General features: G+C 70.1%; 16 protein-coding genes. 8 read left to right on the top strand and 8 right to left on the bottom strand.

Annotated elements, in window-relative coordinates; translation table 11 throughout:
- The first annotated feature begins 59 nt into the window (after positions 1-59).
- Positions 60-1553, top strand: coding sequence for a dihydrolipoyl dehydrogenase family protein (locus KF708C_RS05190; RefSeq protein ID WP_059410951.1), 1494 nt, complete (start codon positions 60-62; stop codon positions 1551-1553).
- A gap of 22 nt (positions 1554-1575) precedes the next feature.
- Here KF708C_RS05190 and KF708C_RS05185 read toward each other — a convergent pair whose 3' ends face one another.
- The 4 genes from KF708C_RS05185 to KF708C_RS05170 form a co-directional block, all read right to left on the bottom strand.
- On the bottom strand, positions 1576-2487 hold the full coding sequence (locus KF708C_RS05185; RefSeq protein WP_082079437.1) for a ChaN family lipoprotein: 912 nt from the start codon (positions 2485-2487) through the stop codon (positions 1576-1578).
- A gap of 184 nt (positions 2488-2671) precedes the next feature.
- Entirely contained in the window at positions 2672-5881 is a 3210-nt protein-coding gene (locus tag KF708C_RS05180) for an efflux RND transporter permease subunit (RefSeq protein ID WP_029044295.1), read from the bottom strand.
- Positions 5882-5900: 19 nt separating this feature from the next.
- Positions 5901-7133: an efflux RND transporter periplasmic adaptor subunit gene (locus KF708C_RS05175; RefSeq protein ID WP_059410950.1), complete on the bottom strand. Its 1233-nt coding sequence runs from the start codon at positions 7131-7133 to the stop codon at positions 5901-5903.
- Positions 7134-7477: 344 nt separating this feature from the next.
- Positions 7478-8641, bottom strand: a complete 1164-nt coding sequence (locus KF708C_RS05170; protein WP_020206278.1) for an MFS transporter — start codon at positions 8639-8641, stop codon at positions 7478-7480.
- Between the two features lie 296 nt (positions 8642-8937).
- On the opposite strand from KF708C_RS05170, the gene KF708C_RS05165 reads away from it, so the two are divergent.
- Complete coding sequence (locus KF708C_RS05165) at positions 8938-9240, top strand: helix-turn-helix domain-containing protein (protein WP_020206277.1); 303 nt, start codon at positions 8938-8940, stop codon at positions 9238-9240.
- A gap of 3 nt (positions 9241-9243) precedes the next feature.
- A complete protein-coding gene (locus tag KF708C_RS05160; RefSeq protein ID WP_059410949.1) occupies positions 9244-10476 on the top strand; it encodes a type II toxin-antitoxin system HipA family toxin in 1233 nt (410 codons plus the stop codon).
- 91 nt (positions 10477-10567) lie between these two features.
- Here KF708C_RS05160 and KF708C_RS05155 read toward each other — a convergent pair whose 3' ends face one another.
- Positions 10568-11581, bottom strand: a complete 1014-nt coding sequence (locus tag KF708C_RS05155) for a D-2-hydroxyacid dehydrogenase family protein (RefSeq protein WP_020206275.1) — start codon at positions 11579-11581, stop codon at positions 10568-10570.
- Between the two features lie 648 nt (positions 11582-12229).
- Here KF708C_RS05155 and KF708C_RS05150 point away from each other — a divergent pair.
- Positions 12230-14086, top strand: a complete 1857-nt coding sequence (locus tag KF708C_RS05150) for a phosphoenolpyruvate carboxykinase (GTP) (protein WP_059410948.1) — start codon at positions 12230-12232, stop codon at positions 14084-14086.
- Between the two features lie 48 nt (positions 14087-14134).
- Here the strand turns inward: KF708C_RS05150 and KF708C_RS05145 are convergent, their stop codons facing one another.
- Both KF708C_RS05145 and KF708C_RS05140 read right to left on the bottom strand, forming a co-directional pair.
- Positions 14135-14797 (bottom strand): response regulator, encoded by a 663-nt coding sequence (locus KF708C_RS05145; protein WP_020206273.1) that lies wholly within the window; start codon positions 14795-14797, stop codon positions 14135-14137.
- Positions 14794-16194 (bottom strand): cache domain-containing protein, encoded by a 1401-nt coding sequence (locus KF708C_RS05140; protein ID WP_020206272.1) that lies wholly within the window; start codon positions 16192-16194, stop codon positions 14794-14796. Before KF708C_RS05140 ends, KF708C_RS05145 begins: the two co-directional genes overlap by 4 nt.
- Before the next feature lie 454 nt (positions 16195-16648).
- Here KF708C_RS05140 and KF708C_RS05135 point away from each other — a divergent pair, with 454 nt between their 5' ends.
- The 3 genes from KF708C_RS05135 to KF708C_RS05125 all read left to right on the top strand — a co-directional run bounded on the left by KF708C_RS05135 (position 16649) and on the right by KF708C_RS05125 (position 19601).
- The gene (locus KF708C_RS05135) at positions 16649-18721 is read left to right on the top strand and encodes a carbon starvation CstA family protein (RefSeq protein WP_020206271.1); all 2073 of its coding nucleotides are present in this window, start codon (positions 16649-16651) and stop codon (positions 18719-18721) included.
- A 40-nt stretch (positions 18722-18761) separates the two neighbouring features.
- Positions 18762-18956, top strand: coding sequence for a YbdD/YjiX family protein (locus KF708C_RS05130; RefSeq protein ID WP_020206270.1), 195 nt, complete (start codon positions 18762-18764; stop codon positions 18954-18956).
- 207 nt (positions 18957-19163) lie between these two features.
- Positions 19164-19601, top strand: coding sequence for a hypothetical protein (locus tag KF708C_RS05125; RefSeq protein ID WP_059410947.1), 438 nt, complete (start codon positions 19164-19166; stop codon positions 19599-19601).
- A 334-nt stretch (positions 19602-19935) separates the two neighbouring features.
- On the opposite strand, the gene KF708C_RS05120 is transcribed toward KF708C_RS05125, so the two are convergent.
- The gene (locus KF708C_RS05120) at positions 19936-20196 is read right to left on the bottom strand and encodes a hypothetical protein (protein ID WP_020206581.1); all 261 of its coding nucleotides are present in this window, start codon (positions 20194-20196) and stop codon (positions 19936-19938) included.
- 192 nt (positions 20197-20388) lie between these two features.
- Between KF708C_RS05120 and KF708C_RS05115 the strand changes: the two genes are divergently transcribed.
- Entirely contained in the window at positions 20389-21294 is a 906-nt protein-coding gene (locus tag KF708C_RS05115) for a LysR family transcriptional regulator (protein ID WP_020206582.1), read from the top strand.
- Positions 21295-21325 lie beyond the last annotated feature (31 nt).

The raw sequence follows: 21325 nt of genomic DNA, 5'->3' as shown, positions 1-21325 counted from the left end.
CTTGCGGCTCTGTCATCTCGATGTGCAACGCGGCCTTCGCGCCGCCACAGGAGGCATTGATGACGAAACGCCAGGCAAGACCGGCAAGCGAGCGCCAGAGCGCGCGCAGGGCGACATCCGAGCAGCCCGTCGAGCGCGTGCCGCGCCGCGGCAGGCGCCGCGGCGGCGCGCAGCGCGAGGCGGATTTCGTGGTGATCGGCGCGGGCTCCGGCGGCGTGGCCGCGGCGCGCCGCGCGGCCGCACACGGCGCGCGCGTGGTGCTGATCGAGCGCGACGCGATCGGCGGCACCTGCGTCAACCGCGGCTGCGTGCCCAAGAAGATGCTGTCCTACGGCGGCACCCTCGCCGCCATTCTCTCGGGCTGCCTGTCGCACACCGGCGGGCGCGAGGACTGGGGCGACGCCATCGTGCGCGTCAACGCCGAGATGGCGCGCCTGCACGTGGCCTACACCCACCGCCTGCAGGAAGCCGGCGTGACGCTGCTGCACGGCGAGGCCACCGTCACCGCGCCCGACCTGGTGCAGGTCGGCGCCGAGACCATCCACGCGCGCCGCATCCTGATCGCCACCGGCGCGCGCCCGCAGACGCTGCCGGTGCCCGGCGGCGAGCTGGCCGGCACCTCCGACGACGTCTTCACCTGGCAGAGCCTGCCGGCCTCGATCGTGGTGATCGGCGGCGGCTACATCGCGGTGGAGCAGGCCTCGATCCTCTCGCGCTACGGCGTCAAGGTCGAGATGCTGGTGCGCGAGAGCCGCCTGCTAGAGCGCTTCGACCACGAGATCGCCGCGGCGCTGGCCGAGGCGCTCGCCGCCAGGGGCGTGCGCCTGCATTTCAATGCCGAGGTCACGCTGCTCAACCAGGCCAACGGCGCCATCGACGTGTGCTACCGGCAGGGCGCGCCCGATGGCGATGGCAACGATGGCGGCAATGGCGGCGGCGGCGGCGACCGCGTCCACACCGTGCGCGCGCAGGCCGCGCTGGCCGCCATCGGGCGCGAGCCGCAGTGGGAAAACCTGGGCCTGGCGGCGCTCGGCGTGGAGAAGTCCGCGCAGGGCGGCATCCGCGTGGACCGCTCGTTCCGCAGCCGGGTGCGCTCCATCCACGCCGTCGGCGACGCCATCGACGGCCTGCACCTCACGCCGGTGGCCAGCGCCCAGGGCCGCTGGCTGGCCGACCGCCTGTTCGGCCGGCGCGGCGAGCGCGCCGACTTCGACGTGGTGCCGACCGCGGTCTTCTGCGAGCCCGCCATCGGCAGCGTCGGCCTGACCGAGCACGAGGCCATCGCGGCCGCCGGCAAGGCCGAGCGCGTGGAGAGCGTGGTGCGCCGCTTCGTCTCGCTGGAGAACCGCTTCGCCGGCAGCGGGCAGGCGTCGATGGTGAAGCTGGTGGTCAACGCGCGCAGCGGCCGCGTGCTGGGCGCGCACATGATGGACAACGCCGCGCCGGAGATCATCCAGACGCTGGCGGTGGCGCTGCGCCTCGGCGTGAAGCTGTCGCACCTGCGCACCACGGTGCAACTGCACCCGACCGTGGCGGAAGAGTTGTTCGCTTAGGCGGGCCCGCGCCGCGCGCGCCTCAGCCCATGCCGGCCGGCGCGGTGCCCGCGCCGGGCCGGGCGTCCTGGCACGGGTCCGGCCGCTTGCGCGCCGGCACCAGCACCACGCGGTCGTACTCGCCCACCTCACCGGCGCCGGCCTGCTCCAGGTAGCCCACGCTGTAGATCTTGCCCGGCTCGGCCGCGAGCCAGCGCGGCGCGCCCACGTCGCGGCGCACGTGGCCGTTGCCGGCGATCAGCACGGCGCCGCGGTCGGCGTAGGCGCGCATGGCGGCGGCCATCACGGCGTCGCGCGCGGCCTGCGCGTCGAGCATGCCGGGCAGCATGGCCTTGGGGAAATTGCCGCAGTGGCCGCGGTCGAGCACGGCGGTCTGCTCGCTGACCACGTCGGCGGGCAGCGGCGCGGCCAGGCCCAGGCGCTGGCGCTCGGCCGGCTCGAACACGCCGTCAAGCCCGCCGCGCACGATCCTGCCGGCATCGGCGCGCGACAGGTTGGCCGCCACCAGCGGCAGGTCGTATTGCAGCGCGAGCGCCACCACCGGCGTGTACAGCTCCCATTGCCAGCCCTTGCCGCCGGCCTGCGCGACCACGTAGGCGGCGTCGCCGGGGCGCTCGCGGCGGGCGCGGTCGATGTCGGGCTGGCGCTCGCGGTCGAACTGCTCCATCGCGATGGCGGGCCGCCAGCCGGCGGCGAGCGCGCTCGACAGCGCCAGCAGGCGGCGCTTCTGGCCGTCGGCGTTGTCGTGCACTTCACCGAGCAGCACGTAGGTCTTGCCGGTGAACTGGTGCGCGACGTCGCCCGCCACGGTGGCCGGCGGCGTGCCCGCGCAGCCCGCCAGCGCGGCGAGGAAGGCAGCGAGGAGGGCGGCGGCGAGCGCCAGTCCGGCGCGGCGGCCGGCAGGCCGGCAAGCAAGGCGATGACGTGTCTGCATGGCGGGGAAGTCCGGATTTTTCATGTGGTGGCTGGCGCGCATGGCGACCATTATTGCCCAGTTGCGGGCGGCGCGCTGCGCACCTCGCCCCGCGCGCGCCGGCCGGCGCAAACGAAAAGGGCGGCGCCGGCTGACCCGGCACCGCCCCTGTCTTCTCCCGGCTCGCGCCGTGGCGTCGGCCCGCTCAGTGGCTGGCGCCGGCCGCCTCCCCGCCGACCAGTTCCGGCAGGCGGTTGCCTTCCGAGTCGATCTGCAGCGGCCCGGTGCCCGAGAAGCGGTCCAGCGCGAGGTAGATCACCGGCGTGATGAACAGCGTGATGACCTGCGAGAACAGCAGGCCGCCCACCACCGCCAGGCCCAGCGGCTGGCGCAGCTCGGCGCCGGCGCCCAGGCCCAGCGCCAGCGGCAGCGCGCCGGCCACGGCGGCGAAGGTGGTCATCATGATCGGGCGGAAGCGCAACAGGCAGGCCTGCCGGATCGCGCGCGCGGGCGCCATGCCCTGCTCGCGCTGCGCCGCCAGCGCGAAGTCGATCATCATGATGGCGTTCTTCTTGACGATGCCGATCAGCATCAGCACGCCGATGGTGGCGATCAGCGACAGCTCCACGTTGAAGATGAACAGCGTGAGCAGCGCGCCCACCGCCGCCGACGGCAGGCCGGCCAGGATGGTGAGCGGGTGGATGTAGCTTTCGTACAGCACGCCCAGCAGCGTGTAGATCACCGCGATGGCGGCCACCAGCAGCAGCACCTGGGTGGCCTGCGAGGACTGGAACACCGCGGCGTCGCCGCCCCAGCTCGTGAAGATCGAGGTCGGCATGTCGATCTCCTGCCGGTAGGTGTCGATCTTGGACGAGGCCGCGCCCAGCGCCGCGCCCGGCGCGAGGTTGAACGACACCGTCACCGAGGGCAGCTGGCCCTGGTGGTTCACGGCGATCGGGCCGACCCGGCGCTCGGTGGTGGAGAAGGCCGAGACCGGCACCATCTGCCCGGTCTTGCTGCGCACGTAGAGCTTGGAGAACGCGGTCTCGTCGGCGCGGTCGATGTCGGCCGCGGTGAGGATCACGTAGTAGTTGTCGATCGGCGTATAGATGGTCGAGACCTGGCGCTCGCCGAACGCGGAGTACAGCGCCTGGCGCACGTCCTGGATCTGCACGCCGAGCGCGTTGGCCTTGTCGCGGTCGATGGAGAGCTGCGCTTCCAGGCCGGATTGCTGCGAGTCGCTGGTGACGTCGCGGAACACGGGGTCGGCGCGCATCCTGGCCATCAGCTTGTCCGAGTATTCCTGCAACTGGCCGGCCTTCACGCTCTGCAGCGTGTACTGGTAGCGGCTCTTGCTCTGGCGCCCGCCCAGGCGCAGGTTCTGCACCGGCGAGAAATAGACCGCCAGCCCGGGAATGCCGGACACGTCGTGGCGCAGCGACTCGACCACTTTGGACATGCGCGGGCGCTGGCCGTGCGGCTGGAGCTCGACGAACATGCGGCCGGTGTTGATGGCCGGCGAGTTGCCGCCGCCGATCGTCACCACCACGCTGCGCACCGCGGGGTTCTTGCGCATGCGCTCGGCGGCGTCGCGCAGGCGCTCGGCCATCGCGTCGAACGAGATGTCCTGCGGGCCTTCGGCGTTGACCTGGATCTGGCCGATGTCTTCCTCGGGGAAGAAGCCCTTGGGAATGGTGGCGAACAGCACCGCGGTCAGCACGAAGGTCAGGCCGGCCACCGCCAGCACCGACTTGCGGTGCGCCAGGCACCAGTCCAGCCCGCGCGCGTAGCGGTGCAGCGTGAACTCGAACAGGTCCTCGAACCACTGCGTGGAGCGCAGGCCGATGGTCTGCTTCTGCGCCGCGGCGGGCGCGTGCGCCGCCTGCCCGGCGTGGTCGCCGTAGGTGTGCTGCGACTCGTCGATGGGCACGTTCTCGGCCGAGAGGAAGCGCGCGCACAGCATCGGGATCAGCGTGAGCGACACCAGCGCCGAGACCAGGATCGACAGCGACACCACCGCGGCGAACTCGTGGAACAGCAGGCCGATCACGCCCGGCATGAAGAAGATCGGGATGAACACCGCGATCAGCGAGATCGAGATCGACAGGATGGTGAAGCCCATCTCGCGCGAGCCGATCAGCGCGGCGCGCAGCGGCGGCACGCCTTCCTCGATGTGGCGCACGATGTTTTCCAGCATCACGATGGCGTCGTCCACCACCAGGCCCACGGCGAGCGTGATGGCCAGCAGCGAGACGTTGTCCAGGCTGTAGCCGAACACCTTCATCAGCGCCACCGTGCCGATCAGCGAGATCGGCAGCGACACGGTGGGGATCAGCGTGGCGGCGGCGCGGCGCAGGAACAGGAAGATCACCATCACCACCAGCGCCACGGTCAGCGCCAGCGTGAACTGCACGTCGTGGATCGACTCGCGGACCGACACCGAGCGGTCGTTGACCACGCTGACGCTGACCGAGGCCGGCATCTGCTGGATCAGGCGCGGCAGCGTGGCCTTGATGGCGTCCACCACGGCCACCGTGTTGGCGTCCGGCTGGCGCAGCACGGCCAGCACGATGGAGCGCTCGTTGTTGAGCCAGCTGCCGGTCTTGATGGTCTCGACGCTGTCCTCGACCTCGGCCACGTCGGACAGCCGCACCAGCGCGCCGCTGGGCTGGCTGGCCACGATGATGTTGCGGAAGGCGTCGGCGCTGGCGAGCTGGCGGTTGGCCTGGATGGTGAGCGTCTGGCGCGCGCCGTCGAGCGTGCCGACCGGGGTGTTGGCGTTGGCGCGGTTCAGCGCGGTGGCCAGTTCGTCGAGCGTGAGGCCGCGCGCGGAGAGCGCGTCCGGGTGGGCGCGCACGCGCACCGCGAAGCGCTTCTGGCCGTTGACCTGCACCTGCGCCACGCCGGGCAGCGTGGCCAGCGTGGGCGAGATCAGGTTGTCGCCGAACGCATTGAGCTCGGCCAGGCTCAGCGCCGGCGAGTTGATCGCCAGCAGCAGCACCGGCGCGTCGGCCGGGTTGACCTTGCGGTACGACGGCGGCACCGTCATCTCGATCGGCAGCGAGCGCTGCGCGCGGAACAGCGCGGCCTGCACGTCCACGGCGGCGGCGTCGATGTCGCGGTCGTTGTTGAACTCGATGGTGATGCTGGAGTTGCCGAGCGTGTTCGACGAGCTGATCACCGACACGCCGGGAATGGTGGCGAACTGCTTTTCCAGCTGGATCGCCACCGAGGCCGCCATGGTCTCGGGACTGGCCCCGGGCAGCGTGGCGGTGACCTGGATCACCGGCGAGTTGAACGACGGCAGCGCGGCGATCGGGATGGTGGGGTAGAGCGCGATGCCGGTGACGATCACCGCAAGGCACAGCAGCACCGTCATCACCGGACGGCGGATACAGAGCTCGGACAGGTTCATGGCTTGGGGGCTCTGGACTTCAAGGCTTGGCGCCGGCGGCCGGGGCGCTGGCGGCGCCCCGGGCGGCCGGCGGGGCTTCGCGCACCAGGCTGCCCGCGCGCAGGTTCTGCGCGCCTTCCACCACCACGCGCGCGCCCGGCTGCACGCCGTCGATGACGGCGGCGCTGGCGGTCGAGATCTGCACCTTGACCGGCACCGGCCTGACGCGGTTGTCGGCCTGCACGACGTAGACGAAGCGGCCTTCCGGGCCGGTCACGACCGCCTGCGGCGGCACCGACAGCGCGCCCTTGAGGGTCTGCACCACGGCGTCCACGTTGGCGTAGGTGCCCGGCCACAGGCGCTGCTCCTCGTTTTCGAACTGCGCCTTGATGCGGATGCTGCCGTACTGCGGGTCGACCGAGTTGTCCACGAAGCTGATCTTGCCCGTCACCGGGGTCTTGCTGCCGTCGTTGGGCATGGCGGTGACGGCGACCGGGCCGGCGTGCAGCGCCTCGCGCAGCGCCGCGAGCTGGCGCTCGGGCAGCGTGAAGGTGACGGCGATGGGCTGGATCTGCGCGATCGTGACCAGCGGCAGCGCGCTGGTGGGCGTCACCAGCGAGCCGGGGAACATGTTGATCACGCCGGTGCGCCCGGCGATGGTGGCGCGGATGGCGCCGTAGCTGACCGCCACGCGGCTGGCCTCGATGGCGGCCTGGTCGGCGCGGATGGTGGCCTCGAAGCCGTCGACCTTGGCCTGCGCCGTGTCCACCGCGCTCTTGGAGATGAAGTTGCGCTCGAGCAACTCCTGGCTGCGCGCCAGCGTGCGGCGCGCGTCGGCGAGGTCGGCCTGGTCGCGCAGCAGCTGGGCCTGCGACTTGGCGAGGTTGGCCTCGTCCATGCGCGTGTCCAGCGTGAACAGCAGATCGCCCGGCTTGACCGACTGGCCTTCCTTGATGTGCACGGCGCGCACCGTGCTCGAGACCTGCGGGCGCACCTCCACGGTGGACAGCGCGCTGACCGTTCCGTTGGCGCTCACCTGCAGCGGCACGTCGCCCTGCTGGACCACGGCCGTGCTGACCACCACCGCGGCCGGCGCCTTGGCGGCGGGTTTCGGCGCCATCCAGGTGCGCCAGCCATACCAGCCGCCGGCCACCAGCACGGCCAGGACCGCGAGCAGCAGCCACGGGGAGACCCGGCCCTTGCCGGTGCCCGTGGCCGGGCTCCACTTACCGTCGACAAAGCCCTTGGCCTGGTCGATGCCATTCGTTTTCATGTGAGGTCTCTCTTACAGTGCGCGCGTCACGCGCCGCTCCCCGACGACCCGGCTTCTTGGAACCGATGCCGCCTCGCGACAAAACCGCTACTAGTACAGGATCGGGACCGTCGGCGGCTAGCGACTTGGCATGCCGGATCATTACAACGTATTACAGCGCACCGCCGAGACCTGTTCGCTCCAGCTTATCCGTACTTGTATCGAAAGCCAAACATTAGCAGAAAAGCATGACATGGCGACACATTCCGGCGGCATGTTGTCGATGCCGGCCCATGCGCAGGCGGAAAAGCGGGCGGGACGGCAATCCGGGGGATACCACGGGGTATGTCCGGCTCAGGCCCGGCTCAGGCCTGCCGCGCGGCGCCCCAGCGGCAGCCCAGCGCCCGCGCGCGCTGCGACACGGCCAGCGCCAGCAGCATCAGCGCGGCGGCGCCCCAGTGCAGGGCGTCGGCGCCGGCGGTGGCGTAGATCGCCGCGCCGCCCATGGCGCCGAGCGCCTGGCCGAGGTAGATCGAGGAAGAATTGAGCGAGATCGAGGCCGAGGCCCGTTCCGGCGCCAGCGCCACCAGCCGCGCCTGCTGCGCGCTGTTGGTGGCGAAGCCGCCCACGCCCCACAGCATGAAGATCAGCACCAGCGCCACCGGCCCGATCGCGGCCAGCGGCCACAACAGCATGGCCGCCAGCGAGGTCAGCATGGCCAGCTGGACGATGCGCGCGGGCGTGGCGCGGTCCATGCGCGCGGCGGCCAGCACGTTGCCGGCCACGCCGCAGGCGCCGTAGGCGAGGAACATCAGGCTCAGCGCGGCGCCGCTGATGCCGTGCACGTCGCGCAGCAGCGGCGCGATATACGTAAACAGCGTGAACATGCCGGCCGACTGGATCATGGTGGTGGCCACCACCAGCACCATCGGCGTGTGCCGCAGCACCGCGCCCCACGCGGCGCGGCCGACCGGCGCCACGTACAGCCGCGGTGGCAGCACGCGCCACACCGCCAGCGCCGCGGCCAGCGCCATCACGCCCACCAGCGCCATGCTGAAGCGCCAGCCCGCCGTGCTGGCGATCCACGTGCCCAGCGGCACACCGACCACGCTGGCCACGCTCCAGCCCAGGAACACGAAGCTGATGGCGCGCCCGCGCGTGTGCGCGTTGACCAGCAGCGGCAGCGTGGCCGCCGCCTGCGGGGTGTAGATGGCCGCGCCCACGGCGGTGGCGAAGCGGATCGCCATCAGGCTGGCGAAGCCCGGCGCCAGCGCCGCGGCCAGGTGCATGGCGGCGTACACCAGCAGCGCGCCGGCCAGCAGCACGCGGCGGTCGATGCGCGAGCCGAGCGTGGCGAACAGCGGCGCGCCCACGCAGGTGGCCAGCGCGAACACCGAGATCAGTTGCCCGGCCGTGGCCGCGCCCAGGCCGAAGTCGCCGGCGATGTGGTTGAGCATGCCGGTGACGATCATCGCGCCGGTGCCGATGACGAAATTGCCGAAGCACAGCGTCAGGAGCCTGGGATCCATTGCGGCCGGCGCCGCGAGGCGCCACGAGGGGACAGGGGAAGGGCGGACGGAAACGCGGCCCGCGCGTCACCCGGGCCGCGCGGTGCGGCGAGTGTAGCGGGTTTGCCCGGTTCGCGTTTCGGCGTGGCGGCCGGGGCACAAGCCGGGAGAATAAAAGGAGGGAGGAAGGGGGAGAGAGAAAAAGCGCTATTCGCGTTACGTACCGATGCGGCGTCTTGCCGGGTGCCGGTTGATTTTCATATATCAGCCATTACAATGACAGTTATCAAATATTTTCTCGTATAACCGCCATATTAATGCTCTTTAAGCTGGCCACACCCCAGGAGGTCGCGGGCGAACTCGGGCAGCGCCTGCGGGCACGCCGCCTGTCCCTGAATCAGTCGCAGGCGGAGACGGCCGCGCGGGCCGGTGTCTCGCTTGGCGCTCTGCGCAATCTCGAGCGCACCGGGCTCGTCACCGTCGAGGTTCTGCTGCGCGTGGCCACCACGCTGGGAGTGGTCCAGCAGCTCGAGCCGGTGTTCGTCACGCGCCCGGCAAGCATCGAGCAGATGGAAGCCGCCAGCCACTCGCGCCGCCGCGCCGGCCGCAAGAAAGGATGAGGCATGAGGAAGCTGACCGTGATGTATGCCGGCTGGGGCGAACGCTTCCCGCTGGCGCGACTGGCCGACGACGGACGCGATCTGCTGTTTCAGTACACCCCGGAGGCACTGGCTCGCGGGCTCGAACTGTCGCCCTACAACCTGCCGCTCTCCCGCGACGCGTATCGCGATTTTCCGCAGCACCAGCAACGCCTGCCGGGTCTCGTGAGCGACGCGCTGCCGGACGGCTGGGGCCTGCTGGTGATGGACCGGCTCTTCCGCAGGAACGGCATCGATATTGCCACGGTCTCGCCGCTCGACCGGCTCGCCTTCATCGGAGAGGATGCGATGGGCGCGCTGGCATTCGAGCCGCCGTCGCCGCGCGAGCTTGAAAAACGCGACGTCGATCTGCTCGAGGTCGCCAACAGCGTGCGCGGCGTCCTGTCCGGCGACAGCGAGGGCATGCTGCGCGATCTCGCGCTGATGGGCGGCTCGCCGCAGGGCGCCCGCCCGAAGGTCCGCGTGAACCTCGACTGGACCAGCGGCGTCGCCTCGCGATCGGAGGACGGGCCCGGCACGCCGTGGCTCGTCAAGTTCCCCGGGCAGAACGAGGACCCGGAGGTCTGCGCGATCGAACACGTCTATGCAGACATGGCGCGGCGGGCCGGCATCCCGATGCCGGCGACGCGCTTCTTCGCCCTTGCCAGAGACCTGACCGCGTTCGGCATCGAACGCTTCGACCGCGAAGATGGAATGCGCGTCCCGGTGCATACGGTTTCCGGTCTGGCACATGCCGACTGCCGGCACCCGGCGCTCGACTACCTGTCCGTGCTCAGGCTCACGCGCCTGCTGACGGCCGACGAGCGCGAAGTCCTCGGCATGTACCGGCGCTGCGTGTTCAACGTGGTCTTTCACAACCGGGACGACCACGCGAAAAACCTGTCATTCCTGATGCGCCGCGATGGCAGGTGGCGTGTCGCGCCGGGATACGACCTCACGTTCAACGAGGGGCCGGGCGGCTACCACCAGATGGATGTCTGCGGCGAAGCACTGCGCATCGGGCGATCGCACCTGACCGACCTGGCGTCGAAGGCCGGTCTCAGGAAGAACGAAGCCGTGGCCGTCCTCGACCAGGTGTGCGAGGCCGCGGAACACTTCCCGCACGCCGCGCGGGACATGCCGATCAGGTCCTCGACCTGGAACCACATCGGCGCGAAGGTCGCGCACTCACGCAAGCTGGTTGGCACGCAGGCATGAGCCCGCAAGCCTCGGCCGAGAGCTTGCCGGTACGCAACGCGAATGAAGCCGGGAAGAAAAACGGGGCGGCCGCGCCGCCCCGCGGCACGCCTCAGCGCGACAGCGCGGGCGTGAGCGCCTTGGGATTGGCGATGCTGTCGTGCTGGCCGGCCAGCACGTCGAGGATGTTCTGGAAGGCGATGCGGAAATACAGCTCGTAGCTCTCGCGCTCCACGTAGCCCAGATGCGGCGTGCAGATGCAGTTTTCCATGCGCAGCAGCGCGTGGCCCTGCAGGATCGGCTCGGACTCGAACACGTCGACCGCCGCCATGCCGGGGCGGCCGCGGTTGAGCGCGGTCAGCAGGGCGTTTTCCTCGACCAGCTCGGCGCGGCTGGTGTTGACGAACAGCGCGGTCGGCTTCATGCGGGTCAGGTCGGCCAGCTTGACCAGCCCGCGGGTCTCGTCGTTCAGGCGCAGGTGCAGCGACAGCACGTCGCTGTCGGCGAACAGTTGCTCCTGCGACCCGGCGACGGCCAGGCCATCCTCGCGCGCGCTTTTCTGCGAGTTCTCGCGGCCCCACACCAGCACGTTCATGCCGAACGCGCGGCCGTAGCCGGCCAGCAGCTTGCCGATCTTGCCGTAGCCCCAGATGCCCAGGGTCTGCCCGCGCAGCACCTGGCCCAGGCCGAAGTTGGGCGGCATGGTGGTGGACTTGAGCCCGGACTGCTGCCAGGCGCCGTGCTTGAGGCTGGCCACGTACTGGGGAATGCGGCGCTGGGCCGCCATGATCAGCGCCCAGGTGAGCTCGGCCGGCGCCACCGGCGAGCCGGCGCCTTCGAGCACCGCCACGCCACGCTCGGTGCACGCCTCGATGTCGATGTGCCCGCCGGCGCGCCCGGTCTGGCTGATGATCTTGAGCTTGGGCAGCTTCTCCAGCAGCTGGCGGGTGATGCGCGAGCGCTCGCGGATCAGCACCACGGCCTCCACGTCCGACAGCCGCGCCGCGAGCTGGCCCACGCCCTTGACGGTGTTGTTGAACACCTTGACGTCATGCCCGTCGAGCAGGCTGAAGCAGGACAGCTTGCGAACCGCATCCTGGTAATCGTCGAGTACGGCAATCTTCATCGGCAACTCTATTTTGGCAATGGCTAAGGTGCGCGCGCCCACAGACCGGCGCGCGCATCCACGGTATGGTTTTAGCACCTGCGGCGCGCCGCCGCAGCCGCTCCGGCGTGCGGCGCAGCCACTTTGGCGAGCGGCAAATGTGCGCTGCCGGACAGTCCGGCGGCGCGCCGCGGCAAGGCGCCGGCATTGCTGCGGAGCAAAAAACAGCAGCGCGGTGCAATGGTATCCTTGCCGGCTCCGATGCAGCGTGCGGATTGCCGGTCGAGCCCTGCTCCCGCCTTCCGGACCGCGCCGGACAAAGCCTGCCGCGGGCAAAGCGCAACTGTAGCGCAGCCGCGGGGCCTGCCGCGACCTTTCGCGGCCTTTTCCGCGGCCCGGACGGCCGTGGAGTTGTAACGGGATGTGACGGGTGCCGGCGCGCCGCCGATGCCGGCAATGCCGCCGCGGCGCGGAACCCGCGCCCGGACGCGGCGGTCTGCCCTGCATAGGCTGCCGCCGGCCATGTGGCATGGAAGGCGCGAGGAACGCGGAAGACACAAAGGGCGCCGCAAAGAGCGCGAGGAGCGCGGAAGGCGCGAGAGACGCGGAAGGCGCGCAGGCGGGGCCCGGGCTTTGCAAAGAATTCTTTTTTGCCTTGGAGCAAGCTGTATGAACCACCCCACCATGCAGGGCACGCCCGCACTCAACGTCCCGGCCTGGATCCGGCACCAGAAGCTGATCGCCTGGGTCGCCGAGATCGCCGCGCTGACCAAACCCGACCACATCCACTGGTGCGACGGCTCGCAGGAGGAATACGACCGCCTGTGCGAGCAGATGGTCGCCGCCGGCACCATGAAGCGCCTGAACCCGGCCAGGCGCAAGAATTCCTTCCTGGCGCTGTCCGACCCGTCGGACGTGGCGCGCGTGGAGGACCGCACCTTCATCTGCTCGCAGAAGCAGGAAGACGCCGGCGCCACCAACAACTGGACCGCCCCGGCCGAGATGCGCCAGACGCTGGGCGGCCTGTTCGACGGCTGCATGCGCGGGCGCACGCTGTACGTGGTGCCGTTCTCGATGGGCCCGCTGGGCTCGCCGATCGCCCACATCGGCGTGGAGCTGTCCGATTCGCCCTACGTGGTCGCCAACATGCGCATCATGACCCGCATGGGCCGCGCGGTGTACGACGTGCTCGGCACCGACGGCGCGTTCGTGCCGTGCGTGCACAGCGTGGGCAAGCCGCTGGCCGCCGGCGAGAAGGACGTGCCGTGGCCCTGCAACGCCACCAAGTACATCGTCCATTTCCCGGAAACGCGCGAGATCTGGTCCTATGGCTCGGGCTACGGCGGCAACGCGCTGCTGGGCAAGAAGTGCTTCGCGCTGCGGATCGCCTCGACGATGGGCCGCGACGAAGGCTGGCTGGCCGAGCACATGCTGATCCTCGGCGTGACCTCGCCCGAGGGCAAGAAGTACCACGTCGCGGCGGCGTTCCCGTCGGCCTGCGGCAAGACCAACTTCGCCATGCTGATCCCGCCCAAGGGCTTCGAGGGCTGGAAGGTCACCACCATCGGCGACGACATCGCCTGGATCAAGCCGGGCCAGGACGGCCGCCTGTACGCCATCAACCCGGAAGCCGGCTACTTCGGCGTGGCCCCGGGCACCAGCGAGAAGACCAACTACAACGCGATGGCGACGCTCAAGGAAAACGTCATCTTCACCAACGTGGCGCTGACCGACGACGGCGACGTGTGGTGGGAAGGCATGAGCAAGGAAGCGCCGGCCCATCTGATCGACTGGCAGGGCAAGGACTGGACCCCGGAGATCGCCAGGGCCACCGGCGCCAAGGCGGCGCACCCGAACGCGCGCTTCACCGCGCCGGCCGTGCAGTGCCCGTCGATCGACGAGAACTGGGACAACCCCGCCGGCGTGGCCATCGACGCCTTCATCTTCGGCGGCCGCCGCTCGACCACGGTGCCGCTCGTGACCGAGGCGCGCAACTGGACCGAGGGCGTCTACATGGCCGCCACGATGGGCTCGGAAACCACCGCCGCGGCCGCCGGCCAGCAGGGCGTGGTGCGCCGCGACCCGTTCGCCATGCTGCCGTTCTGCGGCTACAACATGAGCGACTACTTCGGCCACTGGCTGGCGCTGGGCAAGAAGCTCGAGGCCGCCGGTGCCCGCCTGCCGAAGATCTACTGCGTGAACTGGTTCCGCAAGGACGCCGACGGCAACTTCGTGTGGCCGGGCTTCGGCGAGAACATGCGCGTGCTGTCGTGGATGATCGACCGCGTGGAAGGGCGCGGCCAGGGCGCCGAGCACCTGTTCGGCACCTCGCCGCGCTACGGCGACCTGAACTGGAACGGCCTCGCCTTCAGCGAGGCGCAGTTCGAGCAGGTCACGTCGATCGACCATGCCGCGTGGCAGCAGGAGCTGGCGCTGCACGACGCGCTGTTCACGCAACTACGGCACCACCTGCCGCAGGCGCTGATCGAGGCCAAGGAGGCGCTGGCCAGGCGCCTCGCGGCCTGAGCGACGCAAACGGCAACATGAGCCGGCGGCCGGCACCGCGCCGGTCGTCTACGCCGGGTTGCCGCCGCCGGCGTCGAGCTGCTCCACCGCGTACTTGACCAGCTCGGCGCGGCCTTCGATGCCGAGCTTGCGGCGCAGGTTCAGGCGGTGCGTCTCGATGGTGCGCACCGACACGCCGAGCGCGGCGGCGATGTCCTTGTTGGCCTGCCCGCGGCCGATGCAGTTGAGGATGTCGCGCTCGCGCGGCGTGAGCGCGTCGAGCGGCCCGGCGGACGGCGACTCCTCGGCCATGCGGCGGGCGATGCGGGCGCTGTAGAAGACGCGCCCGGCCAGCACCGCGCCGATGGCCGCCATCAGCTCGTCGGCCGGCGCGTCCTTGAGCACGTAGCCGCGCGCGCCGGCGCGGATGGCCTGGCGCACGTATTCGAGGTTGTCGTGCATCGACACCATCAGCACGGCGATTTCCGGGTAGTCGTCGTGCAGCGCGGCGGCCAGCGCGATGCCGCCCATGCCGCGCATGCCGATGTCGGTGATGACCAGCTCGGGCATCTGCTCGGGTCCGGCCTGCGCCAGCCAGGCCAGCGCGGCCTCGCCGTCGTCGGCCTCGCCGACCACGGTCAGCTCGGGCTGCAGGCCGAGCCGCATGCGCATGCCGTCGCGCACCAGCGCGTGATCGTCGATCAGCAGGATGCGGGCGGGGGCTTGGCTCATGATGCGGTCTTTCCTGGTACGTCCCGGGGTGGCGGGGCCGAGCGTACCACCGGCACGGCGGCGCGCAAACGGGTGGCGCCCGCGCGGGACTCGATCTCGAACTCCCCGCCCAGCGCGGCCACGCGCTCGCCGAGGTTGCGCAGGCCGATGCCGCGCTTGGGGTCGTGCTGCATGCGCGCCACGTCGAAGCCGGCGCCGTCGTCCTGCACCGTGAGGCGGGTGGCGTCGGCGTCGAAGTCCAGCGCCAGCGCCACGTGGCGCGCGTGCGCATGGCGCTCCACATTGGTCAGCGCTTCCTGGGCGATGCGGAACAGCGCGGTGGCCTGCTCGTCGGGCAGCTCGCGCGGCTTGCCGGTGCGCGTGACGGCAATGCGCAGGCCGCTGCCGTCCTGCATCTCGCGCGCGAGGTGCTCCAGCGCGGCATAGAGGCCGAGGTCGTCGAGCAGGGCCGGGCGCAGGTTGCGCGCCACGCGTCGCACTTCGTTGAACACGGTGTCCAGGCGCCCGAGCGCCGTGCCGAGCACGGGCGCCACGGTGGCGCCGTCGCCGGGCGCCAGGCGCAGGCGGTTGGCGGCGGTCTCCAGCAACAGCTTGACCGACACCAGCAGCTGGCTGATGCCGTCGTGCAGCTCGCGCGACAGCCGCGCGCGCTCGTCTTCCTGCGACTGCACCACGCGCTGCGCGAGCTGGCGCAGCTTGGCGTCGGCCTCGCGGTGCTCGCTCACGTTGAGGGCCAGCCCGCTGGCGGCCACCAGCAGGATGCTGATGCCGGCGATCACGCCGATCCACGCCATCGTCTCGCGGATGTCGGTCTCGGCGCGCGCGTCGAGCTGGCGCAGCGTGCGCTCGACGTCATCCAGGTAGATGCCGGTGCCGAGCATCCAGTTCCACTGTGGCACCCCGACCACGTAGCCGAGCTTGGGCGCCATCTGCTGCGAGGACGGCTTCTTCCACATGTAGCGCACCGAGCCGCCGCCGGCGCGCGCGGCGGCGATCAGTTGCTGGATGGTGGGCTCGCCCTTGGGGTCGCGCAGGCTCCACAGGTCCTGCCCGACCAGCTCGGGCTGGCGCGGGTGCATCAGGTTGCGGCCCTGCATGTCGTAGAGGAAGAAATAGCCGTCGGGGCCGTAGTCCAGGCGCGCCAGCGCCTGCATGGCGGCGTCGCGCGTGGCGGCGTCGTTGCGGCCCGAGCGCACCATCGGCGCGATCGCGCTCTGCGCCAGCTCGACGTAGTGGCGCAGCTCGGTTTCCTTGCTCTGCAGGTAGGCGGCCTCGACCAGCGCGCGCTCGTGGCGGGCCAGCTCGGTGGCCTGGTAGCGCACCGCCAGCGCGATGCCGAACATGGCGACGGCCAGCGGCGCGACGGCCAGCAGGAGGATCTTCTGACGGAGTTTCATCGGTGCCGGGGCAATGCTTGGGAGGTGCCTGGACGGCCTCGCGGCCATGTACCGGGGTAAACACGGATGCCGCGCAAGCGGCATCCGGCCGTGGATCTGCGTAGTACCACGCAGCCCCGCTGCGTAGTTCCGCGCTTGTGCCGCCAGTAACGGGTGTCAATACTACACGCCGGACGCGCGACGGCTGCCCCCAGCCCCCACGCATGCGTCCTGCGCAGCGGGTGCGGCGGGCGATCGGAGGATCTGCCGGCGGCATCGCCCGCCTGCGACGACCAGATCCGGAGCTTGCGAGACTTGCCGGGCGCCGACGAAAAACCTGGCAGGAGACAACCGCGCCATCCATCGTCAGCCCGCCGTCCCCGGCGTGCCGTCCACCCGGACGCCTCAGCCGCGCCATGCATGCCGGGCCTGCCGCCGCCGGCATTCCTACAAATGGTCTGAGGAGACCCTCATCATGAATCGCATCGGGCAACACCTGGTGTGGCTGGCCGTCGCCGTGCTCGGCGCCTTCGCCTTCGCCACCGTTGCACTGTCTCGCGGCGAAGCCGTCAGTGCCCTGTGGATCGTGGTCGCCGCGATCTGCATCTACCTGATCGCCTACCGCTACTACAGCAAGTTCATCGCCGACAAGGTCATGCAGCTCGACCCGCGGCGCATGACGCCGGCCTGGCGCCACAACGACGGCCTGGACTACGTGCCGACCAACAAGGCGGTGCTGTTCGGCCACCATTTCGCCGCCATCGCCGGCGCCGGCCCGCTGGTCGGCCCGGTGCTGGCCGCGCAGATGGGCTACATGCCCGGCATGCTGTGGATCCTGGCCGGCGTGGTGTTCGCCGGCGCGGTGCAGGACTTCATGGTGCTGTTCATCTCCACGCGCCGCGACGGCCGCTCGCTGGGCGACCTGATCAAGTCCGAGATGGGCACGGTGCCCGGCATGATCGCGCTGTTCGGCTGCTTCATGATCATGATCATCATCCTGGCGGTGCTGGCGCTGATCGTGGTGAAGGCGCTGGCGGGCTCGCCGTGGGGCACCTTCACCGTGGGCGTGACGATTCCCATCGCCGTCTTCATGGGCCTGTACACGCGCTACATCCGCCCGGGCCGCATCGGCGAGGTGTCGGTGATCGGCTTCGTGCTGCTGATGCTGGCCATCATCGGCGGCCAGTACGTGCATGAAAGCGCCGTGCTCGCGCCGCTGTTCACCTACGACGGCAAGGCGCTGACGTGGATGCTGATCGTCTACGGCTTCATCGCCGCGGTGCTGCCGGTGTGGCTGCTGCTGGCGCCGCGCGACTACCTCTCGACCTTCCTCAAGATCGGCACCATCATCGCGCTGGCCATCGGCATCCTGATCGTGGCGCCGGAGCTGAAGATGCCGGCATTCACGCAGTTCGCGCAGGGCGGCGGGCCGGTGTGGTCGGGCAACCTGTTCCCGTTCCTGTTCATCACCATCGCCTGCGGCTCGGTGTCGGGCTTCCACGCGCTGATCTCCTCGGGCACCACGCCCAAGCTGCTGGAGAACGAGTCGCACATGCGCTTCATCGGCTACGGCGCGATGCTGGCCGAGTCCTTCGTCGCCATCATGGCGCTGGTGGCCGCCTCGGTGATCGAGCCGGGCGTGTACTTCGCCATGAACAGCCCGGCGGCCGTGATCGGCACCTCGCCGGAAGCGGTGGCGTCGGTGGTGTCGAGCTGGGGCTTCGTCATCACGCCGGACGTGCTGATCCAGACCGCCAAGGACGTCGGCGAGAACTCCATCATCTCGCGCGCCGGCGGCGCGCCCACGCTGGCCGTGGGCATCGCCCACATCCTGCACCAGGTGGTGGGCGGCCAGGCCATGATGGCCTTCTGGTATCACTTCGCCATCCTGTTCGAGGCGCTGTTCATCCTGACCGCGGTCGACGCCGGCACGCGCGCCGGGCGCTTCATGCTGCAGGACCTGCTGGGCAGCTTCGTGCCGGCCTTCCGCCGCACCGACTCGCTGCCGGCCAACCTGATCGCCACCGCGCTGTGCGTGGCGGCGTGGGGCTACTTCCTGTACCAGGGCGTGGTCGATCCGCTCGGCGGCATCAACACGCTGTGGCCGCTGTTCGGCATCTCCAACCAGATGCTGGCCGCGGTGGCGCTGGTGCTGGGCACCTGCGTGCTGGTCAAGATGAAGCGCGGCCAGTACGCCTGGGTCACGCTGGTGCCGACCGTGTGGCTGCTGATCTGCACGCTGACCGCCGGCTGGCAGAAGCTGTTCGACGCCGATCCCAAGGTCAGCTTCCTGACCCACGCCGGCAAGTTCAGCGACGCCATCGCCGCGGGCAAGGTGCTGGCGCCGGCCAAGTCGATGGAGCAGATGCACCGCATCGTGTTCAACGACTACCTCGACGCCGGGCTGTGCGCGCTGTTCATGTTCGTGGTGCTGTCGATCGTGTTCTACGGCTTCAAGACCGCGCTGGCCGCGCGCGCCGCGAGCCGCCCGACCGACCGCGAGACGCCGTTCGAGCCGCTGCCGGCTTCCGCCTCGGCGCAGCACTGAGTACGCCGGCACCGCCCGCGCACCGCAAAGGAGAATCGCCATGCTCGAACAACTCGGCACCGTGGGCCGCTACCTGGGCCAGTCGCTGCGCCTGATGGTGGGGCTGCCGGACTACCAGACCTATGTGGCGCACATGGAAAGCATCCACCCGGACCGCGCGCCCATGAGCTACGAGGAATTCTTCCGCGAGCGCCAGGAAGCGCGCTACGGCGGGGGGCAGGGCAAGTGCTGCTGAAGCGCCGCATCGTGCCCGCCGGGGCGGGCGGGGCGGGCCGGCCGAAGTGATGCCTGAGGAGGGCCGCCGCGAGGCGGCCCTTCTGCCTTTCTGCAGCGGTTACAGGGCCTTACACGTGGTTACAGCAAGCGCGGGGCGACCTCTCTACACTTGCGGCAAAGCAGACCGGAACCGGTCAAGAAAACGATCAACTCAAGGAAGAAGAACATGTCTCGGCACACCGTTCGTCATTTCACCCTGGCCATCGCCCTGGCGGCATCCGCGCTGCCGGTATTCGCGGGCGATATGAACAATGCCCTCGGCGGCGCGCTCGGCGGCGTGGCCGGCGCGGCCGTGGGCGGCGCGGTCGGCGGCTCGACCGGCGCGGTGATCGGCGGCGCGGTCGGCGGCGGCGCCGGCGGCGCGGTCACCTCCAACCGCCGCGAGCGCACCGGCGCCATCATCGGCGGCGCGCTGGGCGGCGGCGCCGGCACCGCGGCCGGCAACGCGATGGGCGGGCGCACCGGCGGCCTGCTGGGCGCGGCCGTGGGCGGCGGCGCCGGCGCGGCGCTGGGCGGCAACGTGTCGCGCAGCAACTCCTACGACGACGAGCGCGGCCGCGGCGGCTACAAGCGCAAGCACAACAAGCGCCATCACCACGACTGAGCGGCGGCGCGGCGGCGACAGGACGAAAAACGGGCCCCATCGGGGCCCGTTTTTTCATGGTGCGGAAGCGTCCGATGCCGGGCGCGGAAAAAACCGCCGGCAGGCGGCCGCGCGAAGGCTATCATTCATCACTTGGAGGCGGCGCGGCGGCCAGTGCGGAGCCCGAAAGCAAACATGCCCGTACCGGCGCGGTACGGGCATGTTTGCGGGAGAGGCGAGAGAGGCGGGGCCGGCGCGCTGCTGCGCGCCAACCCCGCCGGCCTGTGGAGACCAGCCGGGAACGACAACCGCCGCGGATGCCGCCAGACGCGGCACCGCCGGCGGGCAACCAGCCTCAGATGCCGTCGGTGAAGCTGTCGAACTTGCCGGCCTTGGCACCGTCGGTGAACGGGTCGAACTTGCCGAGCTTGGCGCCATCGGTGAACGGATCGACCTTGCCGACGCGGGCGCCGTCGGTGAAGCTGTCGAACTTGCCGGCCTTGGCGCCGTCGGTGAACGTATCGAACTTGCCGCTCTTGGCAAAGGCGGGGGCGGCCGAGAGAGCGGCGGCAAGCGCGGCGGCGGCAGCAAGCAGGGCGTAGCGTTGGGTTTTCATGACGATTCCTTTCCACAGGCAGGACGCCAAAGCCTCTTTCAGCAGCTTCGCTGCAATGCGGCATCCAATGACTCGATATTAGGCATTTCCCTCATATGAATAAATATCGTTGCGGGCAATGATTAGTTCTAGTTTTCACAATAAATATCCCACTATCCGTAAGAGTTCGCGGGCAAGACTGGAGACTATCTCATGGACCGGCTGCAATCGATGCGCGTCTTTTCCAAAGTGGTCGAGCTGGGCAGTTTTGCTCGTGCAGCGCAGCAACTGGAAATGTCCAATGCGGTGGTGACGCGCTACGTGGCCGACCTGGAAAGCCACCTGGGCACGCGGCTGCTCAACCGCACCACGCGCAGCCTGTCGCTGACCGATGCCGGCGAGACCTATCTCCAGCGCTGCCAGCAGATCCTCGAGGACGTGGAAGAAGCCGAGTCGGTGGTGACGGCGCGCAGCCAGTCGCTGTCCGGCACGCTGCGGCTGGTGACGCCGGTGATGTTCGGCCTGCACCTGCTGCCCGCGGCGATGATGCGTTTCCAGACCATGTACCCGGAGGTGGTGTTCGACGTGCAGCTCTCGGACCGCATCGTCGACATCGTGGAAGAGGGCCGCGACGTGGGCGTGGTGCTGTCGGACCTGGGACTGGGCTCGCACCTGGTGGCGCGGCCGATGCTGTCGGCGGAGATCATCCTGTGCGCGTCGCCGGCCTACCTGCGCCAGCACCCGCCGCTGCGCCACGCGCACGAGCTGACCAACCACCGCTGCATCGCGATGCGGATTCCCACGGTGGAGCACGAGTGGACGCTGTCGGGCCCGGAGGGCGAGGTGACGGTGCCGATCCGGCCCGGCCTGCTGTGCAGCAACGCCGAGCTGGCGCACCAGGCGGCGCTGGCCGACATGGGCGTGGCGATGCTGTCGTCGTACCTGGCGCGGCCCAATATCGAATCGGGGCGGCTGACCCACATCCTGCCGCAGTACCAGTTGCCGCGGCGCGACATCAGCGTGGTCTACCCGAGCCGCAAGTTCCTGCCGACCAAGGTGCGCGCGTTCATCGATTTCCTGCTCGAGGAGGGCGTCGAGCGCAGCAAGGAACAGGGCTGACGACAAGGACCGACAGCAGGGCTGGCGCCGG

Origin of the sequence: Cupriavidus basilensis (assembly GCF_000876015.1) — a bacterium.
GTDB lineage: Bacteria > Pseudomonadota > Gammaproteobacteria > Burkholderiales > Burkholderiaceae > Cupriavidus > Cupriavidus basilensis_B.
The sequence above is the reverse complement of the archived record's forward strand: the minus strand, read 5'-3'. Positions and strand labels throughout refer to the sequence as shown.

Coding starts and splice junctions, on each gene's coding strand:
- KF708C_RS05190 (WP_059410951.1), top strand. CDS start 60: ATGACGAAACGCCAGGCAAGACCGGCAAGCGAGCGCCAGAGCGCGCGC.
- KF708C_RS05185 (WP_082079437.1), bottom strand. CDS start 2,487: ATGCAGACACGTCATCGCCTTGCTTGCCGGCCTGCCGGCCGCCGCGCC.
- KF708C_RS05180 (WP_029044295.1), bottom strand. CDS start 5,881: ATGAACCTGTCCGAGCTCTGTATCCGCCGTCCGGTGATGACGGTGCTG.
- KF708C_RS05175 (WP_059410950.1), bottom strand. CDS start 7,133: ATGAAAACGAATGGCATCGACCAGGCCAAGGGCTTTGTCGACGGTAAG.
- KF708C_RS05170 (WP_020206278.1), bottom strand. CDS start 8,641: ATGGATCCCAGGCTCCTGACGCTGTGCTTCGGCAATTTCGTCATCGGC.
- KF708C_RS05165 (WP_020206277.1), top strand. CDS start 8,938: ATGCTCTTTAAGCTGGCCACACCCCAGGAGGTCGCGGGCGAACTCGGG.
- KF708C_RS05160 (WP_059410949.1), top strand. CDS start 9,244: ATGAGGAAGCTGACCGTGATGTATGCCGGCTGGGGCGAACGCTTCCCG.
- KF708C_RS05155 (WP_020206275.1), bottom strand. CDS start 11,581: ATGAAGATTGCCGTACTCGACGATTACCAGGATGCGGTTCGCAAGCTG.
- KF708C_RS05150 (WP_059410948.1), top strand. CDS start 12,230: ATGAACCACCCCACCATGCAGGGCACGCCCGCACTCAACGTCCCGGCC.
- KF708C_RS05145 (WP_020206273.1), bottom strand. CDS start 14,797: ATGAGCCAAGCCCCCGCCCGCATCCTGCTGATCGACGATCACGCGCTG.
- KF708C_RS05140 (WP_020206272.1), bottom strand. CDS start 16,194: ATGAAACTCCGTCAGAAGATCCTCCTGCTGGCCGTCGCGCCGCTGGCC.
- KF708C_RS05135 (WP_020206271.1), top strand. CDS start 16,649: ATGAATCGCATCGGGCAACACCTGGTGTGGCTGGCCGTCGCCGTGCTC.
- KF708C_RS05130 (WP_020206270.1), top strand. CDS start 18,762: ATGCTCGAACAACTCGGCACCGTGGGCCGCTACCTGGGCCAGTCGCTG.
- KF708C_RS05125 (WP_059410947.1), top strand. CDS start 19,164: ATGTCTCGGCACACCGTTCGTCATTTCACCCTGGCCATCGCCCTGGCG.
- KF708C_RS05120 (WP_020206581.1), bottom strand. CDS start 20,196: ATGAAAACCCAACGCTACGCCCTGCTTGCTGCCGCCGCCGCGCTTGCC.
- KF708C_RS05115 (WP_020206582.1), top strand. CDS start 20,389: ATGGACCGGCTGCAATCGATGCGCGTCTTTTCCAAAGTGGTCGAGCTG.